The following is a 23,608-nucleotide window of genomic DNA, read 5'->3' as shown; positions in this document are numbered from 1 at the left end:
TGTCTCCATTCATTCATTATAAAAAGTAGTGAAGTCGCGTACCGGACTGCGCTCCGTTACCAGAGTGTTCTCGATGCAGCTGTGATCCGCATAACCCAGACTCATTCCGCAGACCAACATCTGGCTGTCGGGAATGGACAGTTCGTGGGCGATGACACGGTGGAACTTGTTGAAAGCCGCCTGCGGGCAGGTGTCGAGGCCCCGCGCCCGGGCGGCGATCATGACGCTTTGCAGGAACATCCCCGTGTCGAGCAGACTTCCTTCACGCATGACCCGGTCAACCGTAAAGAAGAGGCCCACGGGTGCATCAAAGAAGCTGTAGTTGCGACCGTGCTGGACGTGCATCCGCTCCTTGTCACCCTTCTCGATGCCTAGCAGGCCATACAGGTTCCAACCAACAGCACGCCGGCGATCCACATATGGTGCGATCCATTCGCGCGGGTAGTAATCGTAGGGCTCGTCCAGGCCGGAGCTGCGGCCGGGATCGTCATTGATTTCGTTGATGGCGGCAGACAGGCGGGACTTCATTGCGCCTGTCACGACATGCACATGCCAGGGCTGGATGTTGACGCCAGTTGCGCTGAAGCGAGCCACGTCGAGGATGGTCTCGATTTGCTCGCGAGGAACCGGCGTGGGCAGGAAAGCACGGACGCTGCGCCGCGTGACGAGCGCCCAATCGACGGCTCGGGCCACGTCGGCAAACGAGTTCAAGGGAGGAGGAGATAGACGGTCCATTTCGATGCCGGCATTGAAAGGTTCTTTGCACTGAGCCATGTGGCGTTTGTTGAGGGTAGAGCCCATACGAGCCGTGTTGTTCGCAAGAATCTCGGCGATTAAGCTGCTATGGCAGGAGCGTTAGCGGCCCGCGCTACCCTGAACCGCGACAACAGGCGCACTGTTTGAGCGATACGAGTCGGCACGTGTCTGGTTGATCAGCGTCACCGCCGCCGCGCCGATGAGGCCAGCCAGGCCGATTGCCATGAAATTCTGTTCCAGCGGCAGCTTCAGGGACACGAGCCAACCAATGAGCATCGGAGCCACAATCGCACCGATCCGGCCCACGCCAGAAGCAAAGCCAACACCGGTAGATCGGATCGCATGAGGATAGAAGTCTCCCGCATAAGCGTAGGCAAGCAATTGCGTACCCAGCGTCGATGCGCCGACAACGAATACAACGAATCCCGCCAATGGAATATCCTGCGAATACCAGTGTCACCAATCGTGTACGCAGAGCGTTGGGCGAAAACTCCGCCATCTGCGCGGTGACAATCGGCAAGACTCCGCCAATGCCCAGGCCAGCGATGAAGCGCGTTGCGCTGAAACTGATGGGATCGCTCGTGAACCCGGCGCCCGCCGTGAATAGACTGAACAAGGCCACGCAAACGCACATCATCATTGGGCGGCCGAAACGGTCAGCCAGCGTGCCAAGGAAAACGGCCCCGACCATGACGCCAAGAAGCGTTGAGCCGGCCATGATGCGGGCGCTGGTCGCGTCGATGCGCATGTCCTTCATGATCGATGGCAGCGCTGCACCCACGACCGCGAGATCGTAGCCGTCGAGTATCAGCATTAAGACACACCAGAACAGGACAAGGGTGTGAAAGCAATTGAATCTGGCCTGACCGGCTAGTGAGTGCACGTCGATCTGATTCATGTCATCTCCTTGGGTTTAATGTCGTGCATGAAATCCGCGCGAGCTAACGGCGCCCTCGACACGGCCGCCTTGTGGCGCCGGGATCGACCGTCGCCGTCGCGCTGTAACCAGTGTCAGGCGGACGCAGCCGACAATCCATGTCCATCAACTTCAACCTGAATGAGGTCACCGAACACCCGCTTTCCGGCGTCGCGCCACTGGGGGCAGCCCGCGGATTTGTCAGGCGACGACACCGATTTCCAGTTGGAGAAATCGGTTCTCGGGGCGTCAGGAGAACGACCATATCGGGCCAACCTGCATCGGTTTGCCGTTGCGAGCCGAGAAGCTGCTACAACCGGGGATGATCCGCATCGATCAGCTCCGCGCGATGGTGGAGCCGCGTGCCGTATAACGGGGGTATCTGGAATGCGATGACCCCGGTCAGTGTGGCGGCGAGCTGGGTGCCGTAGTGCTTCGTTGATGACGTGATGCTTTGCATCGGGCCGGAACATATGCGCCCAGTCGCGTCAGCGCTCGCAATTCCGGGCGTGCGGTAACCGCCCGGCACAGCGATTACTTATCTTGCGATGGTTATCAAGTGCGGGGCTCCCGTGGAGCAACTCCGGTTACTCTGCGCAACCGGGCGTGAGGCTTGTTCTTATTTGCCGAACGCGATTGCAGTGTCAGCCTGGCTGGGACACCAATCCATGCCCGCCGGCCTCAGTTTGCATGAGGTGCGTGGACACGCTGGGCTTTCGTTGTGCTTCGTGTGTTGGCTGCCCATCACCCCGAGAATTCAAGTGAGGATGAGTGGAATGCCGCTTCGGCGCTGCCCGCCTATATGCGATTCATCGGTTGCACGGCTTTGCTTTACCTAGCCTCGGCAGCCATGCTTTCGCGCAACGCTCGTTTGGAAACGAGGATCGAGCCTTTCGACCGCTCAGACGTACAAGCAAGTCGGAGCGCTCCAATTCCGCTATGACAACAGTACGAGTTCTAATGTTAAGAGTCCGGCCTACCGTGGCGGTACATTCCCGGGCTGGCCCCCGTCCACTTCCTGAAGGCCCTGTGAAAAGCACTGGTTTCCTGAAATCCAGTCCGTGCAGCGACTTCGGCGACCGTGAGAGAACTGCTGGAAAACAAGTCGATTGCGATGTCACGGCGCAATTCGTCTTTCAGTTGCCGGTAGTTCGTGCCTTCGGCCAGCAGGCGGCGTTGCAGCGTGGCCGCGGATAGATTCAGTAACCGCGATAGCGCGTCGAGGTCCGGCCAGTCGTCGGGGGCCTGGTTTCTTAGTCGGCGCCTGACCAGGGCCGTAGTGCTCGATTCATTGCGATACTTGACCAGGATATTGGCTGGTGCATTCTCCAGGAATACACGCAGGCTCGCTTCCGTCCCGGACAGTTTGAGGCCGAGGAAACTGCGATCGAACCGGATCAGGGTCTCCTCTGCGGAGAACGTGACATCCTCGCAGAAGCGCATGCGGTAGTCGCTGTCATCGATTGGTGCGGACGCGCGAAACCTCATCTCGATCAGTGGAATCCGTCTGCGTGCGAGCCAGCATGCAAGACCGTGCACGAGGATGAACCACGTCCCGTAGGCAAAGAGCCGGCGTGTCCGCCCATCGTCATGCAAGATGATCACTGCATGCTCGCCTTCGCAGCGCAACTCCCCGTGAATGTCGTCGAGAACGGCACGCAGGAACTTCAGCATGCGACGCAGCGCGTGTTCCAGATTGTCCGCATGCAGCACCGCGTGACACATCAGAGCGTAACTACCCCGGCGCAGTGCGTGGCTGTCGAGACCAAAGAACTCATCGTCCATCAAGTCGGCCAGAGCCGCCCACAGGCGCGAAAAGGCCAACGCCGGCACACGCGCTCTCGGCGCATTCAACAATTCTGCCGCGATTCCAGCGTGCTGGAGGACGGCCGAAACATCAAGATTCCGTTGTGTTGCCACGAGAATTGCCTCACGTACCAGGCTGATAGATGTTGTGCCCTTGTCTTGAGCGTCATTCATGGTCAGGCTCACCCACGGAAAGTGTACGGATGTTAATCGCTGCCGGGCGCAAGTGAAACCGGCTACCCGACTCAGCGCGGGCAGTCGTCGGCTAAAGAGCGCTGGCAGGCGACCCACGCCCCACCCAATATGTCCGAAGGGCGCACGCATGAAGAGGTCTATGGGCATGTGCGCACGCCCGTCTGCCGCTTACCATGGCCACTCGGTTCGTCGTCGCGAGTGTGGCATTGTTGGCCGAGGTCATACAGCATGGCGGTCATATCACATGACCCATGCAAGGGGCATCCATGGCTCTGGAATCCAGAGCTTCCGGCGAGCCGCAGGCCGGGCCGTTGTGCGTCCGGGTGGTTACTTTTGGGAGACAGCAGTGCAGATTCAACATAAAGGATTCGTCATCACGGGTGGCGGCTCAGGGCTGGGCGCCGCCACGGCGCGCCGTCTGGTGGCGGCCGACGCCTCGGTGCTGCTTGTAGATCTGGACCAGGACGCCGGTACTGCGCTGGCGGCGGAACTCGGCGGCAATGCCCACTTCGCCAAGGCTGACATATCCGACGCAACGAGCGCCGAGCGTGCGTTGAACGCGTTTTGCGACACCTTCGGCGCGTTGCATGGGCTGATCAATTGCGCAGGCGTTGCCCCCGCCGAGAAAGTGCTCGGCCGCGAAGGTCCGCACCGGCTGGAGAGTTTCGCGCGCACCGTTCAGGTCAACCTGATCGGCGCTTTCAACATGGTACGGCTGGCCGCAGCCTGCATGGCCAGAAACACGCCCGAGACTGATGGCGAGCGAGGGGTGGTCATCAATACTGCTTCAGTCGCCGCCTTCGATGGCCAGATTGGGCAAGCGGGCTATGCTGCGTCCAAAGGGGGTGTCGTCGCGATGACGCTACCTATCGCGCGCGAATTGGCCCGCGATGGCATCCGCGTGCTTGCGGTCGCGCCAGGAATCATGGAGACGCCGATGCTCAAAGGCATGCCCACCGAGGTGCAAGATGCCCTTGGCAAGATGGTCCCCTTTCCCGCACGCCTTGGTAGGCCAGAAGAATTCGCGGGCCTTGTACTGCACATTCTCGAAAACACCTACCTCAACGGCGAGGTGATCCGCCTTGATGGTGCCATCCGTATGGCGGCAAGGTGAACTCGGCGCCTGAAGTGCACGTCATTGTTCCGGCTCACTCCCTCGCTTGAGTTCGTCGAGTCGTCGAACCCGGAAGGGCTCAGATGACCCGTGGACTATAGAACTTTCCGCACCCCTTGCAACGCCGCCGCGGAGCGGCGGATGGAGACTCGTATGCTTACCTCATCGACCTCAGATGATCCCGTCGTTATCGTCGGTGCCGCACGCACGGCACTGGGCGGCTTCCAGGGCGACTTCGCGTCGCTGACCGCGCCGCAACTCGGCGCCAGCGCCATCCGTGCCGCATTCGATCGCGCAGGGCTGCAGCCAGAGGGAGTGGACGAGATACTCATGGGCTGCGTGCTGCCGGCCGGTCTGGGGCAGGCGCCCGCACGTCAGGCGGCGCTGAGCGCCGGTTTGCCACTCTCGGCGGGGTGCACCACGATCAATAAGGTCTGCGGCTCGGGTATGAAGGCAACGATGCTCGCGCACGACCTGCTGCTGACCGGAAGTCAAAAGGTGATCGTGGCCGGAGGCATGGAATCCATGAGCAACGCGCCCTACCTGTTGCCCAAGGCCCGCTCGGGCCAGCGCCTTGGACACGGCCAGGTACTGGACCACATGTTCTTAGACGGCCTGGAGGATCACTACGGCCTCGCCTCCCGTGGCCGCCTTATGGGCACCTTCGCCGAGGACTGCGCGCGCCACTTCGGTTTCACGCGCGATGCACAGGACGCCTTTGCTTCCACCTCCACGCTGCGCGCGCAACAGGCGCAGCGTGACGGCTTGTTGCGGTGGGAGATCACGCCGGTGGCGGTGCCGGGCCGCAGCGGCGAGAAACTCGTCGACGAGGACGAGGCGCCAGCGAAGGCAGAACTGGCCAAGATCCCCAGCCTCAAACCCGCCTTTGGAAAGGACGGCACAGTCACGGCGGCGAGTTCGGCCTCGATCGCCGATGGTGCAGCGGCCGTGGTGCTGATGCGCCAGTCCACCGCGCACGAGCGTGGTTTAGCACCGCTGGCCGTTATCCGCGGGCACGCTACACAGTCTCAGGAGCCGGCCTGGTTTACCACTGCGCCCGTGGGTGCGATCCAGAAGCTGCTAGCCAAGGTGGGCTGGCAGGCGGCCGATGTAGACCTGTGGGAAATTAACGAGGCATTTGCCGTGGTCGTCATGGCTGCCATGCGCGAACTATCGATTCCGCACGAGCGCGTGAACGTGCATGGAGGTGCTTGCGCGCTGGGTCACCCGATCGGCGCGACGGGCGCGCGCCTGGTCGTGACGCTCCTGAGCGCACTCCGCCAGCGCGGTGAGACGCGAGGCGTCGCGAGTCTGTGCATCGGTGGCGGTGAGGCCACGGCGCTTGCAATTGAGATCGTCTAAGCAACATGATCGGGGCTTCGGGAACACCGTGGAGCTACCGCTCGCGCAGCATATCGGGTTTGAATTCGCTCTCAAGAGTTGCTTGAGCCGCTCGCCGACAAGCTCAGCGCGGCACTTGGCGCGTCGCGCGCAGCGGTCCATGCGGGCTATTTGCCGAAGAGGTTGGCCAGACGCGCAAGATCGTTGCGCCGCAACCGTACATCGCTGTGGGCGTCTCGGGCGCGATCCAGCACCTTGCGGGCATGATGGACTCGAAGGTGATCGTGGCGGTCACGAGGACGAAGAAGCGCCGATCTTTGGCGGGGCCGACTATGTGCTCGTCGGCGATCCGTTCGCGCTCGTACCGGGCTTCGTGGATGCAGTTTGATTGCGCTCGAGTTGCAACTACTAGATTTTGAATTCGCTGGAGTATGCCGATGGTTGCACGGGAAAGATCGCTCCGTGACGTCGTTAATATTTGGCTCGGTTCAGATGTGGCAGGCCGGTCTCGGGTGACTCGCATTACACGCTCACGCCGCGAGGTGTGGCGTTGCGTTTGCGTTGAGTCCGAGGGTGATCAACGCTCCTTGAAGATCATGTTCTTCCGCCACGACGACGGTTGTTGGTTCGTCTTCCCACCTGCACCCCGGCGCCCTGCAATGGGGGTTGCGGTGCACGCCGAATATCAGGGAGCGACCGGCCAACGATGAACACACGGCGTCCGGGGCGATTGGACCGGCGGGCCTGTCCGCGGCGATTCGTCTGAAGCAACTGGCGCAGGAAAAGGGCGTCGCCATCGGCGTATGCGTGCTGGACAGAGCTCGGAGATCGGGGACAATGTGTTCGTGGGACGCATCCGAGCGTTGCTGACGGCATAGCGGTCCGTGACCTTCAGGGCGAAAGGCACGTACTGCCCGATCAGCGGATGTGCGAAATACAAACGCGAATACTCCTCATCACGCAGGAAATTCTCTCGCCGCATCTGGGTACGGCTCGAGTGAACCCCCCGGCTTTCCCGGAGACTGTTTTGCTTGAGTCATGCCACGTTGGCAGACCCAGCGAGATTTGCGTAATAAGCGGCTTCTGCCTCGGCAGGTGGAATGTTGCCGATGGGGCCGAAGAGCGGACGATTGTTGAACCAGTCCACCCATTCGAGGGTCGCCATTTCAACGGCCTGCAGATTGCGCCACGGTCTGAGGCGATGGATGACCTCTGCCTTGTACAAGCCGTTGATCGTTTCAGCCAGTGCGTTATCGTAAGTCGGCGGCCGCAGGGAGCGCTGCTGGCCGAAATACGTTGCACTCGCAATCTCAGCGGCGAAATCGTTCACACGACCTTTCAACGCGGCGGCCAGTTCGGCAAGATCTGCAGTCTTCACGCCATTCGCTCCGAGCGTCGTGATCGACTCGCAGCGCAACCGTTTGCGGTAGCGCGCGTCGCACGCGCATCCGCGCGCCAGCTCGACCACATTGAAGCAAAATCGCGCGAGGAACGAGACAGACGTTTCAGAACCGCAACATTTTCGGCGCGGGACTTCATGCCGCGCGGCATCGCGCGCTGAACCTGCAGGGCGCGACGGCACGGGGACTCACGACGTGCGGCTTCGGACATTCGACGGAAAAGCATGCTTCAGTTGTGAAACAGAATCGTCAGCTTTTTCCCCGGCGCGCAATCCGCGATGCGCACGCTGTACGCCACGCCTGCCCCCGGCTCGCATGGCCCGTTACTTGCCTCAGCGCTTCACAAGAAACAGTAGCTGAAGACGCAGCTACAAAAACGACCATAAACGAACATAAACGGGGTTCACCATGTACAGGGACTTCCCGACGGGGATTCCAGCATCGTCGAGATGGCTGGAACGAGCAGACCATTGCGTGCGTGACGGCGTGCTGTAGATGCATTCCGCCACGACAGGAGCCACGGCCGGGTCAGCGGGACAACGCGCTGCCCGAGGGTGGGACGTTCGGCCGACGTCCGGTGTCGAAGACGATCCTTTGCTGGGTTGTCTTCTCGTCCTCGCTGGACTCTTCGACCGGCCAACGGCAGCCGACACGCTCATCGCCGGCCTGCCGCTGAACGGCCAGCATCTGACGCCCGAACTCTTTGTTCGAGCCGCAGCTCGCCGGGGAATTTCCGCGAGACTTGCGAGGCGCTCTCTCGAAAGCATCTCCGATCTCGTTCTCCCCGCCGTCCTGCTGCTCAACGACAGGCAGGCATGCGTGCTGGTGCGCAGGAACACGGACGGCAGCCTGCGCATCATTCTCCCTGAGACAGGCACCGGCGAACAGGAGATCAGCGCAGAGGATCTGCAGCAACGCTATGCGGGCCATGTGCTTTTTGCACGGCCCGCTCACCGGTTCGACGAGCGCAGCGAAGAGAGCGCCGTGCCCCGCGTTCGCCACTGGTTCTGGAGCGTGGTCGCAACGGCCTGGCCGATCTACGGCGAAGTGATGCTCGCCTCGCTGCTCGTCAACCTGTTCGCGCTGGCGATGCCGCTCTTCACGATGAACGTCTATGACCGGGTCGTGCCCAACCACACGCTCGAAACGTTGTGGGCACTGGCGGCGGGCATCATGCTAGTGATCGCGTTCGACCTGCTGATGCGAACGTTGCGCGGTTACTTCATCGACATCGCCGGCAAGAAGATCGATGTGATCCTCTCCGCGAACATGTTCGAGAAGGTGCTGGGCATTCAGATGGCCGCGCGCCCGCCTTCGGTCGGCGGGTTTGCCTCGGGCATCCAGGAATTCGAGGCGGTGAGGGAGTTTCTTACCTCCGCCACCGCAACAGCCGTGATCGATCTTCCGTTTTCGGTCGTATTCGTGCTGGCGATGTTCTGGGTTGGCGGCGCACTCGGATGGCTACCGCTCGTGGCGCTGCCGCTCGTGGTTGGCGTCGGTATCATCGTGCAGGGCCCGCTTGCGAGAGCCGTCGAGTCGACCCAGCGGCACGCAGCGCAGCGCCAGGCGCTCCTCATTGAAACGCTGGTGGGCCTCGAGGCGGTCAAGATCACGGGCGCCGAAGGTTCGATGCAAGCGAGGTGGGAGCAGTCGATCGGCCAACTCGCGAGGCTGGGCCTGCGCTCGCGCTTCCTTTCTGGATGCGCCGTCAACTTCGCGAGCTTCGCGCAGCAGATCGCCTATCTCGCCGTCGTACTGTGCGGCGTCTACATGATCGCCGACGGCAAGCTCACGACGGGCGGCCTGATCGCCTGCACGATCTTCACGGGCCGCGCACTGTCTCCGATGGGTCAGGTCGCGACGCTCCTCACGCGCTACCATCAGTCGCGCAGCGCGCTCGCATCGATCGGCCAGTTGATGAACCTGCCCGGCGAGCGTCCGGCCGACACGAGCTACGTGCATCGTCCAACGCTGCGCGGGGACATCGAATTCAGGAACGTCAGCTTCGCCTACCCTCGCCAGAGCGGCGCGGCGCTCGAGGCTGTTTCGTTCCGCATCTCCGCCGGGGAACGCGTGGCCATCATCGGACGCGTCGGTTCCGGCAAGACGACTATCGAAAAGCTCATCCTCGGCCTCTATCCGCCGACTTCGGGCAACGTGCTGATCGACGGCGTCGAACAGCGTCAATGGGACCCTGCCGCCCTTCGGCGCGGGATCGGACACGTGCCGCAGGACGTGATGCTCTTCAGCGGCAGCGTCAAGGACAACATCGTGCTCGGCGCGCCCGGCGCGGACGATGCTGCCGTGCTGCGCGCCGCGCAGATCGCCGGTGTGACGGATTTCGTCAACCGCTTGCCGAACGGCTTTGATCTGCCTGTGGGCGAACGCGGCGAAGCGTTGTCGGGAGGCCAGCGGCAAGCCATCGCCATTGCGCGCGCGGAACTGCTGGCGCCATCCGTGCTGGTACTCGATGAACCAAGCAGCGCGATGGACAACCGCTCCGAAGAGTTGCTCAAGGTGAGACTGGCAGCCGAACTGGAAGGTCGCACGCTGATCGTCATCACGCATCGCGCCTCGCTGCTCTCGCTGGTCAATCGTGTGATCGTGATGGATCAGGGCCGGGTGGTCGCCGACGGTCCCAAGGACCAGGTCCTCGCGGCCCTTGCAGGGAGGAAACTTCATGTCGCAGCTGGCTGAGCCCGAAATCGCGGAATCGTCACGGGCGGGCCGGACCGGGCTCGCGAGGCAGGTCCGTCGGATCGGCGCGGCGCTCCGACCGCGTGCGGACGACACCGCGTTCATGCGGGAGACCTGCGCAGCCGTAATGGAAGGGCCGCGATACTTCACTCACTGGATTCTCTGGTCGACGCTGGCGTTCTTCATTACCGCGCTGACGTGGGCGGCTTTCGCCCAGATCGACGAAGTCACCGTCGGAGAGGGAAAGGTCATTCCGTCCAGCCGCGTGCAGGTGGTGCAGAACCTCGAAGGCGGCATCGTATCGGAGATCATGGTGCGCGTCGGACAGGCGGTGCAGAAAGATCAGCCGCTGATGCGTATCGACGACACACGTTTCACCTCCTCGTACAAGGAGGGGCAGGCCAAGGACGCCGCACTGATCGCGAGGATCGCGCGCCTCACCGCCGAGGCAAACGACACGCCGTTTGTCGCGCCCACCGGGTTGGAAGCGACCAACCCGGCGCTGCTGAATCAAGAACGATCGCTGTTCGAGTCGCGGCAGCGCGAGTTGCACACGAACCTCGCGGTGCTCAGGCAGCAGGCCGAGCAGCACCGGCAGGAGCTGTCCGAGAAACGCGCGCGGGAAGCACAACTGCAGCACAGCTACAGTCTTGTCGCGAAGGAACTCGAGTTGACGAGCCCGCTCGTGCAGAAGGGCGCGGTATCCGACGTCGAAGTGCTCCGGCTCGAGCGCGAAGCCAACGACATGAAAGGCGATCTCAATGCAACGCGGCTCGCGATGCCGCGCCTCGAAGCCGCCTATAGCGAGGCTCGTCAGAAAATGGATGAGCTGACCGCACACTTTCGCGCCGACGCGATGAAGGAGTTGAACGAGGCGCGCGCCGAACAGGCGGCCTTGAGCGCAGCCAATGTCGCGCTGGAAGACCGCGTCACGCGCACGCTGGTGCGGGCTCCCGTGAAGGGCATGGTGAAGCAGATCAAGATCAATACCGTCGGCGGCGTGATCCAGCCGGGCATGGATCTGCTGGAGATCGTACCCCTCGACGAGACGCTTCTGATCGAGGCGCGCGTGCGCCCTTCGGACATTGCGTTTCTGCATCCGGGGCAGGACGCCACGGTCAAGCTCTCCGCGTATGACTACTCCATCTACGGCGGCTTTCCCGCGACTGTCGAAGACATCAGCGCCGACACGCTGGTGCCCGAACATCCTGCCGAGAAACCTGACAGCTACTACCGGGTTCTGGTACGCACGAAGACGAACAAGCCGGACGGCCAGAGCCAGCCGGTGAGGATCGTGCCAGGCATGATCGCCACCGTCGACATCAAGACGGGTCGCAGATCCGTGCTGCATTACCTGCTGAAGCCCGTGATCAAGACGAAGGAAGCGGCGTTGCGCGAGCGTTGAGGCGCGCGGGATGAAATTGACAACAGATGGCCGATAGCGGACGTACGGCCTGCTCTGCAACCGGGGAGAAGAAATGTCGGCAAACGCAAGTACTACGCCTACGTGACCGCCAGCTTGCGTCGAACGTCGGCTTCGTCATCGCCCGAACGTACGGCCATCCAGTTTGCAAAATCAGCAGCGTCCGCGCCGCAGCCGGCACGGCGGGCTGCCTTTCAGTTAACACACATCGACAATAACGGGGAACAACATGGCGACGACCACGACCGGGATCACGGTTTCCATCAGCAACACGCCGCAGGCCAACAATGATCTTTTCACATCGGCGCAGACGGGACTGACCGACAGTTCGCTCGGCGTTGTCTTTCTGAACGTGTTGGCCAACGATCAGGGCGGTGCGGCAAAGACGCTGTACTCGCTCGACTGCGGAACGGAAGGCACTGTATCGCTCGAGCAGGAAGCCCTGCTGACTCAGGATACCGCGCGCGCTGAAGCCGTGAGCGCGGACTACAGCGCGCACGGTGCGCACATCTGGATCACCGCGGACGGAAAGGTCGGATACGACGCGAGCCATCTGGACGCGTCCTGGCTCTCGCAGAGTTTCAGTACGGTCGGCTGCGCTCAGGACAGCTTCACATATGCAATCCGGCTCGGCAACGGGACGCTGAGCTGGGCGACCGCGTATATCGACATCGCACCGCCGCCGCCCGCCGTCACACTCGCTCACGACACGGGGATTTCGAGCACGGACAACATCTCGTGCGACGGCACGCTGGCTGTCGGCGGAATTGCGCATGGCGCGACCGTCGAGTACAGCGTCGATAATGGCGCGCACTGGAGCAGCAGCTTCAGCGCGGTCGAGGGGCTGAATACCGTGCAAGTCCGGCAAACGGACGTTGCGGGTAATACTTCGGCTGCATGCTCGTACAGTTTTACCCTCGATACGTCGGCTGCTGCCGCGCCGGGCGTTGCGCTCACGACCGATTCGGGCAGCAGTGCCACCGACCACATCACCAATACCGGCACCCTGAATGTCACCGGGGTCGAGAGCGGTGCCACCGTCCAGTATTCGACCGACGGCGGGCAGACCTGGAACTCCACCTTCAGCGCCACCGAGGGCGTCAACAATGTCCAGGTGCGCCAGACCGATGTCGCCGGCAATGTCTCCAGTGCGACCAGCTTCAGCTTCACACTCGATACGTCGGCCGCCGCGCCTGGCGTTGCACTCACGACCGACTCGGGCAGCAGTGCCACCGACCACATCACCAATACCGGCACGCTCAGCATCACCGGGCTCGAGAGCGGTGCCACGGTCCAGTATTCGGTTGATGGTGGCCACACGTGGAGCGGCAGCTTCAGCGCCACCGAGGGCGTCAACAATGTCCAGGTGCGCCAGACCGATGTCGCCGGCAATGTCTCCAGTGCGACCAGCTTCAGCTTCACGCTCGATACGTCGGCCGCCGCGCCTGGCGTTGCACTCACGACCGACTCGGGCAGCAGTGCCACCGACCACATCACCAATACCGGCACACTCAGCGTCACCGGGGTCGAGAACGGTGCCACCGTCCAGTATTCGACCGACGGCGGGCAGACCTGGAACTCCACCTTCAGCGCCACCGAAGGCGTCAACGACGTCCAGGTCCGGCAGACCGACGTCGCGGGCAATGTCTCCGGCGCGACCAGCTTCAGCTTCACGCTCGACACGTCGGCCGCCGCGCCAGGCGTCGCGCTCACGACCGACTCGGGCAGCAGCGCCACCGACCACATCACCAATACCGGCACCCTCAGCGTCACCGGGGTCGAGAGCGGTGCCACGGTCGAATATTCCACCGATGGCGGCCACACGTGGAGCGGGAGTTTCAGCGCGAGCGAAGGCGTCAACGAGGTCCAGGTCCGGCAGACCGACGTCGCGGGCAATGTCTCCGGCGCGACCAGCTTCAGCTTCACGCTCGACACGTCGGCCGCGGCGCCGGGCGTCGCGCTCACGACCGACTCGGGCAGCAGTGCCACCGACCACATCACCAATACCGGCACCCTGAATGTCACCGGGGTCGAGAGCGGTGCCACGGTCCAGTATTCGGTTGATGGTGGCCACACGTGGAGCGGCAGCTTCAGCGCCACCGAGGGCGTCAACAATGTCCAGGTGCGCCAGACCGATGTCGCCGGCAATGTCTCCAGTGCGACCAGCTTCAGCTTCACGCTCGATACGTCGGCCGTCGCGCCTGGCGTTGCACTCACGACCGACTCGGGCAGCAGTGCCACCGACCACATCACCAATACCGGCACGCTCAGCGTCACCGGGGTCGAGAATGGCGCCACCGTCCAGTATTCGACCGACGGCGGGCAGACCTGGAACTCCACCTTCAGCGCCACCGAAGGCGTCAACGACGTCCAGGTCCGGCAGACCGACGTCGCCGGCAATGTCTCGAGCGCGACCAGCTTCAGCTTCACGCTCGACACGTCGGCCGCCGCGCCGGGCGTCGCGCTCACGACCGACTCGGGCAGCAGTGCCACCGACCACATCACCAATACCGGCACCCTGAATGTCACCGGGGTCGAGAGCGGTGCCACGGTCGAATATTCCACCGATGGCGGCCACACGTGGAGCGGGAGTTTCAGCGCGAGCGAAGGCGTCAACGACGTCCAGGTCCGGCAGACCGACGTCGCCGGCAATGTCTCGAGCGCGACCAGCTTCAGCTTCACGCTCGACACGTCGGCCGCCGCGCCAGGCGTCGCGCTCACGACCGACTCGGGCAGCAGCGCCACCGACCACATCACCAATACCGGGACCCTCAGCGTCACCGGGGTCGAGAGCAGTGCCACGGTCGAATATTCCACCGATGGCGGCCACACGTGGAGCGGCAGCTTCAGCGCGAGCGAAGGCGTCAACGAGGTCCAGGTGCGCCAGACCGATGTCGCCGGCAATGTCTCCAGTGCGACCAGCTTCAGCTTCACGCTCGATACGTCGGCCGCGGCGCCAGGCGTTGCGCTCACGACCGACTCGGGCAGCAGTGCGACCGACCACATCACCAATACCGGGGCGCTGAACGTCACCGGGGTCGAGAGCGGCGCGACGGTTGAATATTCCACCGATGGCGGCCAGACCTGGAGCGGCAGTTTCAGCGCCACCGAAGGCGTCAACGACGTCCAGGTCCGGCAGACCGATGTCGCCGGCAATGTCTCCGGCGCGACCGGCTTCAGCTTCACGCTCGACACGTCGGCCGCGGCGCCAGGCGTTGCGCTCACGACCGACTCGGGCAGCAGCGCCACCGACCACATCACCAATACCGGGACCCTCAGCGTCACCGGGGTCGAGAACGGTGCCACCGTCCAGTATTCGACCGACGGCGGGCAGACCTGGAACTCCACCTTCAGCGCCGCCGAAGGTGTCAACGATGTCCAGGTCCGGCAGACCGACGTCGCCGGCAATGTCTCCGGCGCGACCAGCTTCAGCTTCACGCTCGACACGTCGGCCGCGGCGCCAGGCGTTGCGCTCACGACCGACTCGGGCAGCAGCGCCACCGACCACATCACCAATACCGGCACCCTCAGCGTCACCGGGGTCGAGAGCGGCGCGACGGTTGAATATTCCACCGATGGCGGGCAGACCTGGAGCCGCAGTTTCAGCGCCACCGAAGGCATCAACGACGTGCAGGTCCGGCAGACCGATGTCGCCGGCAATGTCTCCGGCGCGACCAGCTTCAGCTTCACGCTCGACACGTCGGCCGCGGCGCCGGGCGTTGCGCTCACGACCGATTCGGGCAGCAGTGCCACCGACCACATCACCAATACCGGCACCCTGAATGTCACCGGGGTCGAGAGCGGTGCCACGGTCCAGTATTCGGTTGATGGTGGCCACACGTGGAGCGGCAGCTTCAGCGCCACCGAGGGCGTCAACAATGTCCAGGTGCGCCAGACCGATGTCGCCGGCAACACCTCCGGCGCGACCAGCTTCAGCTTCACACTCGATACGTCGGCCGCCGCGCCTGGCGTTGCACTCACGACCGACTCGGGCAGCAGTGCCACCGACCACATCACCAATACCGGCACACTCAGCGTCACCGGGGTCGAGAACGGTGCCACCGTCCAGTATTCGACCGACGGCGGGCAGACCTGGAACTCCACCTTCAGCGCCACCGAAGGCGTCAACGACGTCCAGGTCCGGCAGACCGACGTCGCCGGCAATGTCTCGAGCGCGACCAGCTTCAGCTTCACGCTCGACACGTCGGCCGCGGCGCCAGGCGTCGCGCTCACGACCGACTCGGGCAGCAGTGCGACCGACCACATCACCAATACCGGCACCCTGAATGTCACCGGGGTCGAGAGCGGTGCCACGGTCCAGTATTCGGTTGATGGTGGCCACACGTGGAGCGGCAGCTTCAGCGCCACCGAGGGCGTCAACAATGTCCAGGTGCGCCAGACCGATGTCGCCGGCAATGTCTCCAGTGCGACCAGCTTCAGCTTCACGCTCGACACGTCGGCCGCGGCGCCAGGCGTTGCGCTCACGACCGACTCGGGCAGCAGCGCCACCGACCACATCACCAATACCGGCACCCTCAGCGTCACCGGGGTCGAGAGCGGTGCCACGGTCGAATATTCCACCGATGGCGGCCACACGTGGAGCGGGAGTTTCAGCGCGAGCGAAGGCGTCAACGAGGTCCAGGTCCGGCAGACCGACGTCGCCGGCAATGTCTCCGGCGCGACCGGCTTCAGCTTCACGCTCGACACGTCGGCCGCGGCGCCAGGCGTTGCGCTCACGACCGACTCGGGCAGCAGCGCCACCGACCACATCACCAATACCGGCACCCTCAGCGTCACCGGGGTCGAGAACGGCGCCACCGTCCAGTATTCGACCGACGGCGGGCAGACCTGGAACTCCACCTTCAGCGCCACCGAAGGCGTCAACGACGTCCAGGTCCGGCAGACCGACGTCGCCGGCAATGTCTCGAGCGCGACCAGCTTCAGCTTCACGCTCGACACGTCGGCCGCGGCGCCAGGCGTCGCGCTCACGACCGACTCGGGCAGCAGCGCCACCGACCACATCACCAATACCGGGACCCTCAGCGTCACCGGGGTCGAGAACGGTGCCACCGTCCAGTATTCGACCGACGGCGGGCAGACCTGGAACTCCACCTTCAGCGCCGCCGAAGGTGTCAACGATGTCCAGGTCCGGCAGACCGACGTCGCGGGCAATGTCTCCGGCGCGACCAGCTTCAGCTTCACGCTCGACACGTCGGCCGCCGCGCCGGGCGTTGCGCTCACGACCGATTCGGGCAGCAGTGCCACCGACCACATCACCAATACCGGCACCCTGAATGTCACCGGGGTCGAGAGCGGTGCCACGGTCCAGTATTCGGTTGATGGTGGCCACACGTGGAGCGGCAGCTTCAGCGCCACCGAGGGCGTCAACAATGTCCAGGTGCGCCAGACCGATGTCCCCGGCAATGTCTCCAGTGCGACCAGCTTCAGCTTCACACTCGATACGTCGGCCGCCGCGCCTGGCGTTGCACTCACGACCGACTCGGGCAGCAGTGCCACCGACCACATCACCAATACCGGCACACTCAGCATCACCGGGCTCGAGAGCGGCGCCACGGTCCAGTATTCGGTTGATGGTGGCCACACGTGGAGCGGCAGCTTCAGCGCCACCGAAGGCCTGAATACCGTGCAGGTCCGGCAGACCGACGTCGCCGGCAATGTCTCCGGCGCGACCAGCTTCAGCTTCACGCTCGACACGTCGGCCGCCGCGCCAGGCGTTGCACTCACGACCGACTCGGGCAGCAGTGCCACCGACCACATCACCAATACCGGCACGCTCAGCGTCACCGGGGTCGAGAACGGTGCCACGGTCGAATATTCCACCGATGGCGGCCACACGTGGAGCGGGAGTTTCAGCGCGAGCGAAGGCGTCAACGAGGTCCAGGTCCGGCAGACCGACGTCGCCGGCAATGTCTCGAGCGCGACCAGCTTCAGCTTCACGCTCGACACGTCGGCCGCCGCGCCGGGCGTTGCGCTCACAACCGACTCGGGCAGCGGCGCCACCGATCACATCACCAATACCGGCACGCTCAGCATCACCGGGCTCGAGAGCGGCGCCACGGTCCAGTATTCGGTTGATGGCGGCCACACGTGGAGCGGCAGCTTCAGCGCCACCGAGGGCGTCAACAATGTCCAGGTGCGCCAGACCGATGTCGCCGGCAATGTCTCCGGCGCGACCGGCTTCAGCTTCACGCTCGACACGTCGGCCGCCGCGCCTGGCGTTGCACTCACGACCGACTCGGGCAGCAGTGCGACCGACCACATCACCAATACCGGCACGCTCAGCGTCACCGGGGTCGAGAACGGCGCCACCGTCCAGTATTCGGTTGATGGCGGCCAGACCTGGAGCGGCAGTTTCAGCGCCACCGAAGGCGTCAACAATGTCCAGGTGCGCCAGACCGATGTCGCCGGCAATGTCTCCGGCGCGACCAGCTTCAGCTTCACGCTCGACACGTCGGCCGCCGCGCCGGGCGTTGCGCTCACGACCGACTCGGGCAGCAGTGCCACCGACCACATCACCAATACCGGCACGCTCAGCGTCACCGGGGTCGAGAACGGCGCCACCGTCCAGTATTCGGTTGATGGCGGCCACACGTGGAGCGGCAGCTTCAGCGCCACCGAAGGCCTGAATACCGTGCAGGTCCGGCAGACCGATGTCGCCGGCAATGTCTCCGGCGCGACCGGCTTCAGCTTCACGCTCGACACGTCGGCCGCCGCACCGGGTGTTGCACTCGCGACCGACTCGGGCAGCAGTGCGACCGACCACATCACCAATACCGGCACGCTCAGCGTCACCGGGGTCGAGAACGGCGCCACCGTCCAGTATTCGGTTGATGGCGGCCACACGTGGAGCGGCAGCTTCAGCGCCACCGAAGGCCTGAATGCCGTGCAGGTCCGGCAGACCGATGTCGCCGGCAATGTCTCCGGCGCGACCAGCTTCAGCTTCACGCTCGACACGTCGGCCGCCGCGCCAGGCGTCGCGCTCACGACCGACTCGGGCAGCAGTGCCACCGACCACATCACCAATACCGGGACGCTGAACATCACCGGGGTCGAGAGCGGTGCCACCGTCCAGTATTCGGTTGATGGCGGCCACACGTGGAGCGGCAGCTTCAGCGCCACCGAAGGCCTGAATGCCGTGCAGGTGCGCCAGACCGATGTCGCGGGCAATGTCTCGAGCGCGACCAGCTTCAGCTTCACGCTCGACACGTCGGCCGCGGCGCCGGGCGTTGCGCTCACGACCGATTCGGGCAGCAGTGCGACCGACCACATCACCAATACCGGGACGCTCAGTGTCACCGGGGTCGAGAACGGCGCCACGGTCCAGTATTCGGTTGATGGCGGCCACACGTGGGGTTCCACCTTCAGCGCCACCGAAGGCGTCAACAACCTCCAGGTGCGCCAGACCGATGTCGCTGGCAATGTCTCCAGCGCCACCAGCTTCAGCTTCACGCTCGACACGACGCCGCCGTCGGTCCTGTCGTGGCAGTACAAGGGAAACACGCTGACCGCCAGCACCGACGCGTCCAACGTCTGGAAAGTCGGGGTTCACGACAACACGACGTCGACCGACTACAGCACAACGCAACAATCCGCCGGAACATGGACCGTCTCGCAGCAAGGGCTCAAAACCGACTCGCTGACCGTCACCGAGTGGGACCTCGCGGGCAACACGCGATCCGACGCGCACGCCGCCCCCGCTGGTGCGGCCGGATCCGAGATCAATCTCGCACTGGTGGACCCGTCCAGCCACGCGGCCGATCTCACGGTGACCATTGCCGGTGTCCCGTCCGGCTGGCAGCTGAATGCCGGAACCGACCTCGGCAATGGCTCGTGGGCCGTCCCGGCAAACGATCTGAGCGCGCTCACTGTCACGCCACCGGCGTCGTTCACAGGCGCTACCGTTCTCACGGTCACCGAGAACTGGACCAACGCCGACGGCAGCCACGCGACGCTCACCGTCGCCGATAACGTCGAAGCGTATGCCGCCAATGCGCCGATCTTCGCCTGGTCCGGTGACGATCACCTGACGGGTTCAGCCAGCAGTGATCTGTTCGTCTTCGCGCAGCCAATCGGCAACGATACGGTGCATGACATGAACGTCGCGGCCGACAAGATCGATCTCGTCGGCTTCACGGGCATCACGGGCTTCACCGATCTGCAAGGCCACATGACTGACGATGCCCACGGCAACGCACTGATCACACTCGGCGCGAACGAGACCATCACCGTGGTCGGCGTCCACTCCACCGACCTCACGGCGGGCAACTTCGTATTCGATCAGACGCCTGTCATGTCAAATGCGGGTGTCATGACACTGAACGATGGCGCGATGCTTCCGCTGGGTGGCACGATCGACAACACGGGGACGATCGCGCTGGCTTCGACGGGCCACGAGACGGACCTCGAAGTCCTCGTCAGAAATGCAACGCTGGAAGGCGGCGGAAACGTGACGCTCTCCGACGATAGCCATAACGTGATCTTCGGCGGCACTGCGGATGCGACGCTCATCAACGTCGACAATACGATCTCCGGCGCGGGCCAGATCGGTGCGGGCCAACTCAGCCTCGTCAATGGCGGCACGATCGTCGCGAACGGCACCCATTCGCTGCTGATCGATACGGGAAGCAACGCCGTCGTCAACACAGGCACGCTCGAAGCAACAGGCGCAGGAGGCCTCGAAATCAACGGCGCCGTAGCCAACTCGGGCAACCTGTGGGCCAACGGCGGCAATCTGATGGTTCATGGTGACGTCACGGGTAGCGGAAGCGCGATGATCAGCGGCGCAGCGACGCTCGAGTTCGGTGCGGCATCGGCAGCCAACACGACCTTCGCCGATGGTGCGGCAGGCACGCTCAAGCTCGACCAGGCCGCCAGCTTTACCGGCACGGTGTCGGGATTCGCAGCTGGTGACACCCTCGATCTGGCAGACGTGCTGAACAGCGACCACACGACGCTCAGCTTCGCGGCCAATGCCACGGGAACGGGCGGCACGCTGACCGTCAGCGATGGCGCGCATACGGCGAACATCTCGATGCAAGGCAACCTGTCTGGCGACGGATTCCATCTGGCGCATGACCAGGGCAGCGGGACGATCGTCACTTACGTCGCGCCTCCGCATATCCAGGAGTATTGAACGCAGCACACCGCAAGCGAGCCCTTTCGCCGGCCCATTAGCCGGCTCGGGCATCGCTTGCGGGTGCCTCTATTTTTGACGTCTTGCTCTCGAGATCTGAAGAAGTCGACGTTCCGTATCGGACATCCCGTCATCGGAATTTTCGCTTCTTGAAGCCGCAACGTGTGTCCAGTAACATGAGTCGCCATGCGATTTCGGGCGTCGGGGAAATGTGGGTTCGTGCTTGTACACCCCGGAATGCAAGCCGCCCATGCGTTACAGGAAACGCGCCATGAACAACAACAAGCTCTTGCCTGCCCTGCTCGTGCTGGTGTCAGGGTTCGCGCTCTCGCCTTCGCATGCAGGTGCGCAAACCCTTCAGGAAGCAGTCGAGCAAGCTGTCATGACCAACCCCGAGGTGCTTGCCACAACGCATAACCGGGAAGCGGCAGATCAAGGTCTGAAAGGTGCGCAGGCCGGATACTGGCCGCGCCTCGACCTCGACGCCGCCATTGGACGCGAACGGCGGGACGACGCGGAGACCCGTCTGCTCGGCGTGAGTCAAACAACGTTCACACATCGCACGACCAGCGTGACGCTGTCGCAAATGCTGTTCGACGGTTTCGGCGTCAAGAGCGAGGTCGCGCGTCAGAAAGCCCGCATCGATTCTTCGGCCAATGCTGTGGCCACCACTTCGGAAGACGTGGCGCTGCGCGTCGTGGGCGCGTATCTCGAAGTCTTGCGCCGCCAGGAAACGACGGCCGCCGCCGAGCACAATATCGAAGCGCATCGCCGCATCTATGAGCAGATCAGGCTGCGCAGCGAGCGTGGCGTAGGACGCCGCGCCGATCTTTATCAGGCTGAGACCCGTCTGGCACTCGCCAGCGACAATTTGCGCTCCGAGCAGAGCAGCCTGAAAGATGCCGAGATCGCTTATGCCCGCCTGGTCGGCAGGCCGCCCGAGGCACTCGTCAAGCCAGTCGCACCGGAGAGAGACATTCCGCCAAGCGCGCAACTGGCCGTCGACGCGGCACTGGCCTATCACCCGGCGCTCGCGGGTGCCGAGGCGGACGTCGAGCAGGCGCGCGCCCAATACGATGTCGCAAAGTCCGCACTATGGCCGCGCCTCGATCTCGAACTCAGCACGTTGAACGATCGCGAGGGCATTCTTGGCCCGACCAACGACCGACGCGTCATGCTGCGGCTTCGCTATAACATCTTTCAGGGCGGCGCCGACAAGGCTCGAATCGGCGAGACGCATGCCCAGGTCCGCGAAGCCGAGGAGACACGCAACCGCACGCGCCGCCAGATCGAGGAAAGTGAGTCGCTCGCATTCAACGCTTACCTCACGGCACGCGACCGGGTTGTCGTGCTCAAGCAATACGTCGATTCCAGCGCGGCGACCCGCGAGGCGTATTCGTTGCAGTTCGGCATCGGACAACGCTCGCTGCTGGATCTGCTCAACGCGGAGAACGAGTACTATAACGCGCGCATCGACTATATCGGAGGTCAGTATGCGCAGGCGGCGAGCGCATACCGGGTGTTCGCAGGCATGGGGCAACTGCTCGACGCGCTGCATGTTGCAATGCCAGCTGAGGCTGTCGCGATCCACAGCGCGCGAGTGCCGTAACCATCGCGTTGCCCGGCGAAGTGTCCACGCGATCGCAGGCGAGCCGCTTTCTGCCTTCGCTTTGCCAGATGACACACAACAGGCACAAACGCGAGTGCCTTGCTTCTTCCGGGCGCCGCGCGCGACCTGCACGCTCGATGCGTCCAACAACCATGAAGCCGCGCAGACGTGGCACGCGCTGCACGAGTGGCCTGCCACGCAGCGGACCTATCAGAAGGAAGCCGAGCGGCTACGTCTGGTAGACGATCCCATCCTCGGTCGTGAGCGACGACAGCGCCGCCACGCTCAACCATGGCCCAGAGGATACGCGGCCGAGGTCGGCATCACGCTGAGGCAGACCTACGATGCTGAGACCTTGTCTGGGGGCATGTCACTGGTGGCATCGACCGGTGGCTTCACCCTGCTGCCGCAGTACGTACTTAACGCGCTGATCCCGACCGTCGTCGCCCGCCCGTTGTCCGGTACCGCACCGACGATCGACCTGATGATGGGCTACGCGAAGACGAACCCCTCGCCGCTGCTCCAGCGCTTCGTGGCACGCGCCGACGAACTGATCGACGGCTCGGTGCCGGGCACAGACACACCGTCGCGCTGACGTGGCGGAACCACGGCCAATGTTCTCGTACGCACACCGTTTCATTGGAATTGGAAGGCTTCCCCGCGCGCCTCTCCGGACCGTTTCTCGGCAACGCTCCCAGCGCGCTAAGCGCCGTCGCGCGTTCGGTCGAGTTGCTACCTTCGAAGAGAGAGGGTTGTGAGGGAAACGGATTTAGCTGCATCAACGCACGCCCGTAACCGACCCGGAGCCGCCGTCCCAAACAGGAACAGAATTACGACTGCTCCCGGAGTACAACGGACATTCCCTTCATCGTCCACACTGGTCTAACGCATGCCGCAAAGAGCCGCAAACCGAGCGGGTTGAAACATGCCGGTCTTTGCGGAACATGGCGGGCGCAGTCCGTCGGGAGCGGCCCGCCGGTTTGAATGTCGCCGTCACTATCCCCGACGTCGTTCTCCGCGTGCGAATCGACCTGCGCGCAGCTTGCGACGGCGTGCGGACTACAGCGTTGGAATCACGCTCGGGAACTCCAGGTGGCTCTCCACGCGCTTGACGCCGGGCACGGCCTCGGCCGCAATGCGGATCGCGCGCTTTTCCTCCTCGGACTCAATCACGCCCCATAGATGCGCGACGCCGTC

General features: G+C 63.7%; 9 protein-coding genes and 4 pseudogenes. 8 read left to right on the top strand and 5 right to left on the bottom strand.

What is annotated here, in order from left to right:
• Positions 1-9: 9 nt before the first annotated feature.
• The 3 genes and pseudogenes from GCT13_RS35940 to GCT13_RS35930 form a co-directional block, all read right to left on the bottom strand.
• Positions 10-774 carry a nitroreductase gene (locus GCT13_RS35940; RefSeq protein WP_152766548.1) on the bottom strand — a complete coding sequence of 255 codons (765 nt, stop codon included), beginning with the start codon at positions 772-774 and terminating at the stop codon, positions 10-12.
• Positions 775-855: 81 nt separating this feature from the next.
• Positions 856-1,654: pseudogene (locus GCT13_RS35935) on the bottom strand (MFS transporter).
• A 981-nt stretch (positions 1,655-2,635) separates the two neighbouring features.
• Positions 2,636-3,652, bottom strand: a complete 1,017-nt coding sequence (locus tag GCT13_RS35930) for an AraC family transcriptional regulator (protein WP_152766501.1) — start codon at positions 3,650-3,652, stop codon at positions 2,636-2,638.
• 367 nt (positions 3,653-4,019) lie between these two features.
• Here GCT13_RS35930 and GCT13_RS35925 point away from each other — a divergent pair, with 367 nt between their 5' ends.
• From GCT13_RS35925 to GCT13_RS35915, 3 genes and pseudogenes are all read left to right on the top strand, one after another.
• Positions 4,020-4,787: a 3-hydroxyacyl-CoA dehydrogenase gene (locus GCT13_RS35925; RefSeq protein WP_321574848.1), complete on the top strand. Its 768-nt coding sequence runs from the start codon at positions 4,020-4,022 to the stop codon at positions 4,785-4,787.
• 153 nt (positions 4,788-4,940) lie between these two features.
• A complete protein-coding gene (locus GCT13_RS35920) occupies positions 4,941-6,149 on the top strand; it encodes an acetyl-CoA C-acyltransferase (RefSeq protein WP_152766499.1) in 1,209 nt (402 codons plus the stop codon).
• 75 nt (positions 6,150-6,224) lie between these two features.
• Positions 6,225-6,516, top strand: a pseudogene (locus GCT13_RS35915) (FAD-binding protein); the annotation flags it as partial.
• A 648-nt stretch (positions 6,517-7,164) separates the two neighbouring features.
• Here the strand turns inward: GCT13_RS35915 and GCT13_RS35900 are convergent.
• Positions 7,165-7,389, bottom strand: a pseudogene (locus tag GCT13_RS35900) (integrase core domain-containing protein); the annotation flags it as partial.
• A gap of 634 nt (positions 7,390-8,023) precedes the next feature.
• On the opposite strand from GCT13_RS35900, the gene GCT13_RS35895 reads away from it, so the two are divergent.
• The 5 genes and pseudogenes from GCT13_RS35895 to GCT13_RS35875 all read left to right on the top strand — a co-directional run.
• Positions 8,024-10,225: a type I secretion system permease/ATPase gene (locus tag GCT13_RS35895; protein ID WP_152766493.1), complete on the top strand. Its 2,202-nt coding sequence runs from the start codon at positions 8,024-8,026 to the stop codon at positions 10,223-10,225.
• The gene (locus tag GCT13_RS35890; RefSeq protein ID WP_152766491.1) at positions 10,209-11,630 is read left to right on the top strand and encodes an HlyD family type I secretion periplasmic adaptor subunit; all 1,422 of its coding nucleotides are present in this window, start codon (positions 10,209-10,211) and stop codon (positions 11,628-11,630) included. Before GCT13_RS35895 ends, GCT13_RS35890 begins: the two co-directional genes overlap by 17 nt.
• Before the next feature lie 247 nt (positions 11,631-11,877).
• Complete coding sequence (locus GCT13_RS35885) at positions 11,878-20,802, top strand: beta strand repeat-containing protein (RefSeq protein WP_152766489.1); 8,925 nt, start codon at positions 11,878-11,880, stop codon at positions 20,800-20,802.
• A 271-nt stretch (positions 20,803-21,073) separates the two neighbouring features.
• Positions 21,074-22,411, top strand: a complete 1,338-nt coding sequence (locus tag GCT13_RS35880) for a TolC family outer membrane protein (protein WP_152766487.1) — start codon at positions 21,074-21,076, stop codon at positions 22,409-22,411.
• Between the two features lie 106 nt (positions 22,412-22,517).
• A pseudogene (locus GCT13_RS35875) lies at positions 22,518-23,006 on the top strand (LysR substrate-binding domain-containing protein); the annotation flags it as partial.
• A 464-nt stretch (positions 23,007-23,470) separates the two neighbouring features.
• Here the strand turns inward: GCT13_RS35875 and GCT13_RS35870 are convergent.
• Positions 23,471-23,608: BON domain-containing protein (locus tag GCT13_RS35870; protein WP_152766483.1), on the bottom strand; the 138-nt coding region annotated here is incomplete at its 5' end.

It is taken from the genome of Paraburkholderia franconis (assembly GCF_009362735.1).
GTDB lineage: Bacteria > Pseudomonadota > Gammaproteobacteria > Burkholderiales > Burkholderiaceae > Paraburkholderia > Paraburkholderia franconis.
The sequence above is the reverse complement of the archived record's forward strand: the minus strand, read 5'-3'. Positions and strand labels throughout refer to the sequence as shown.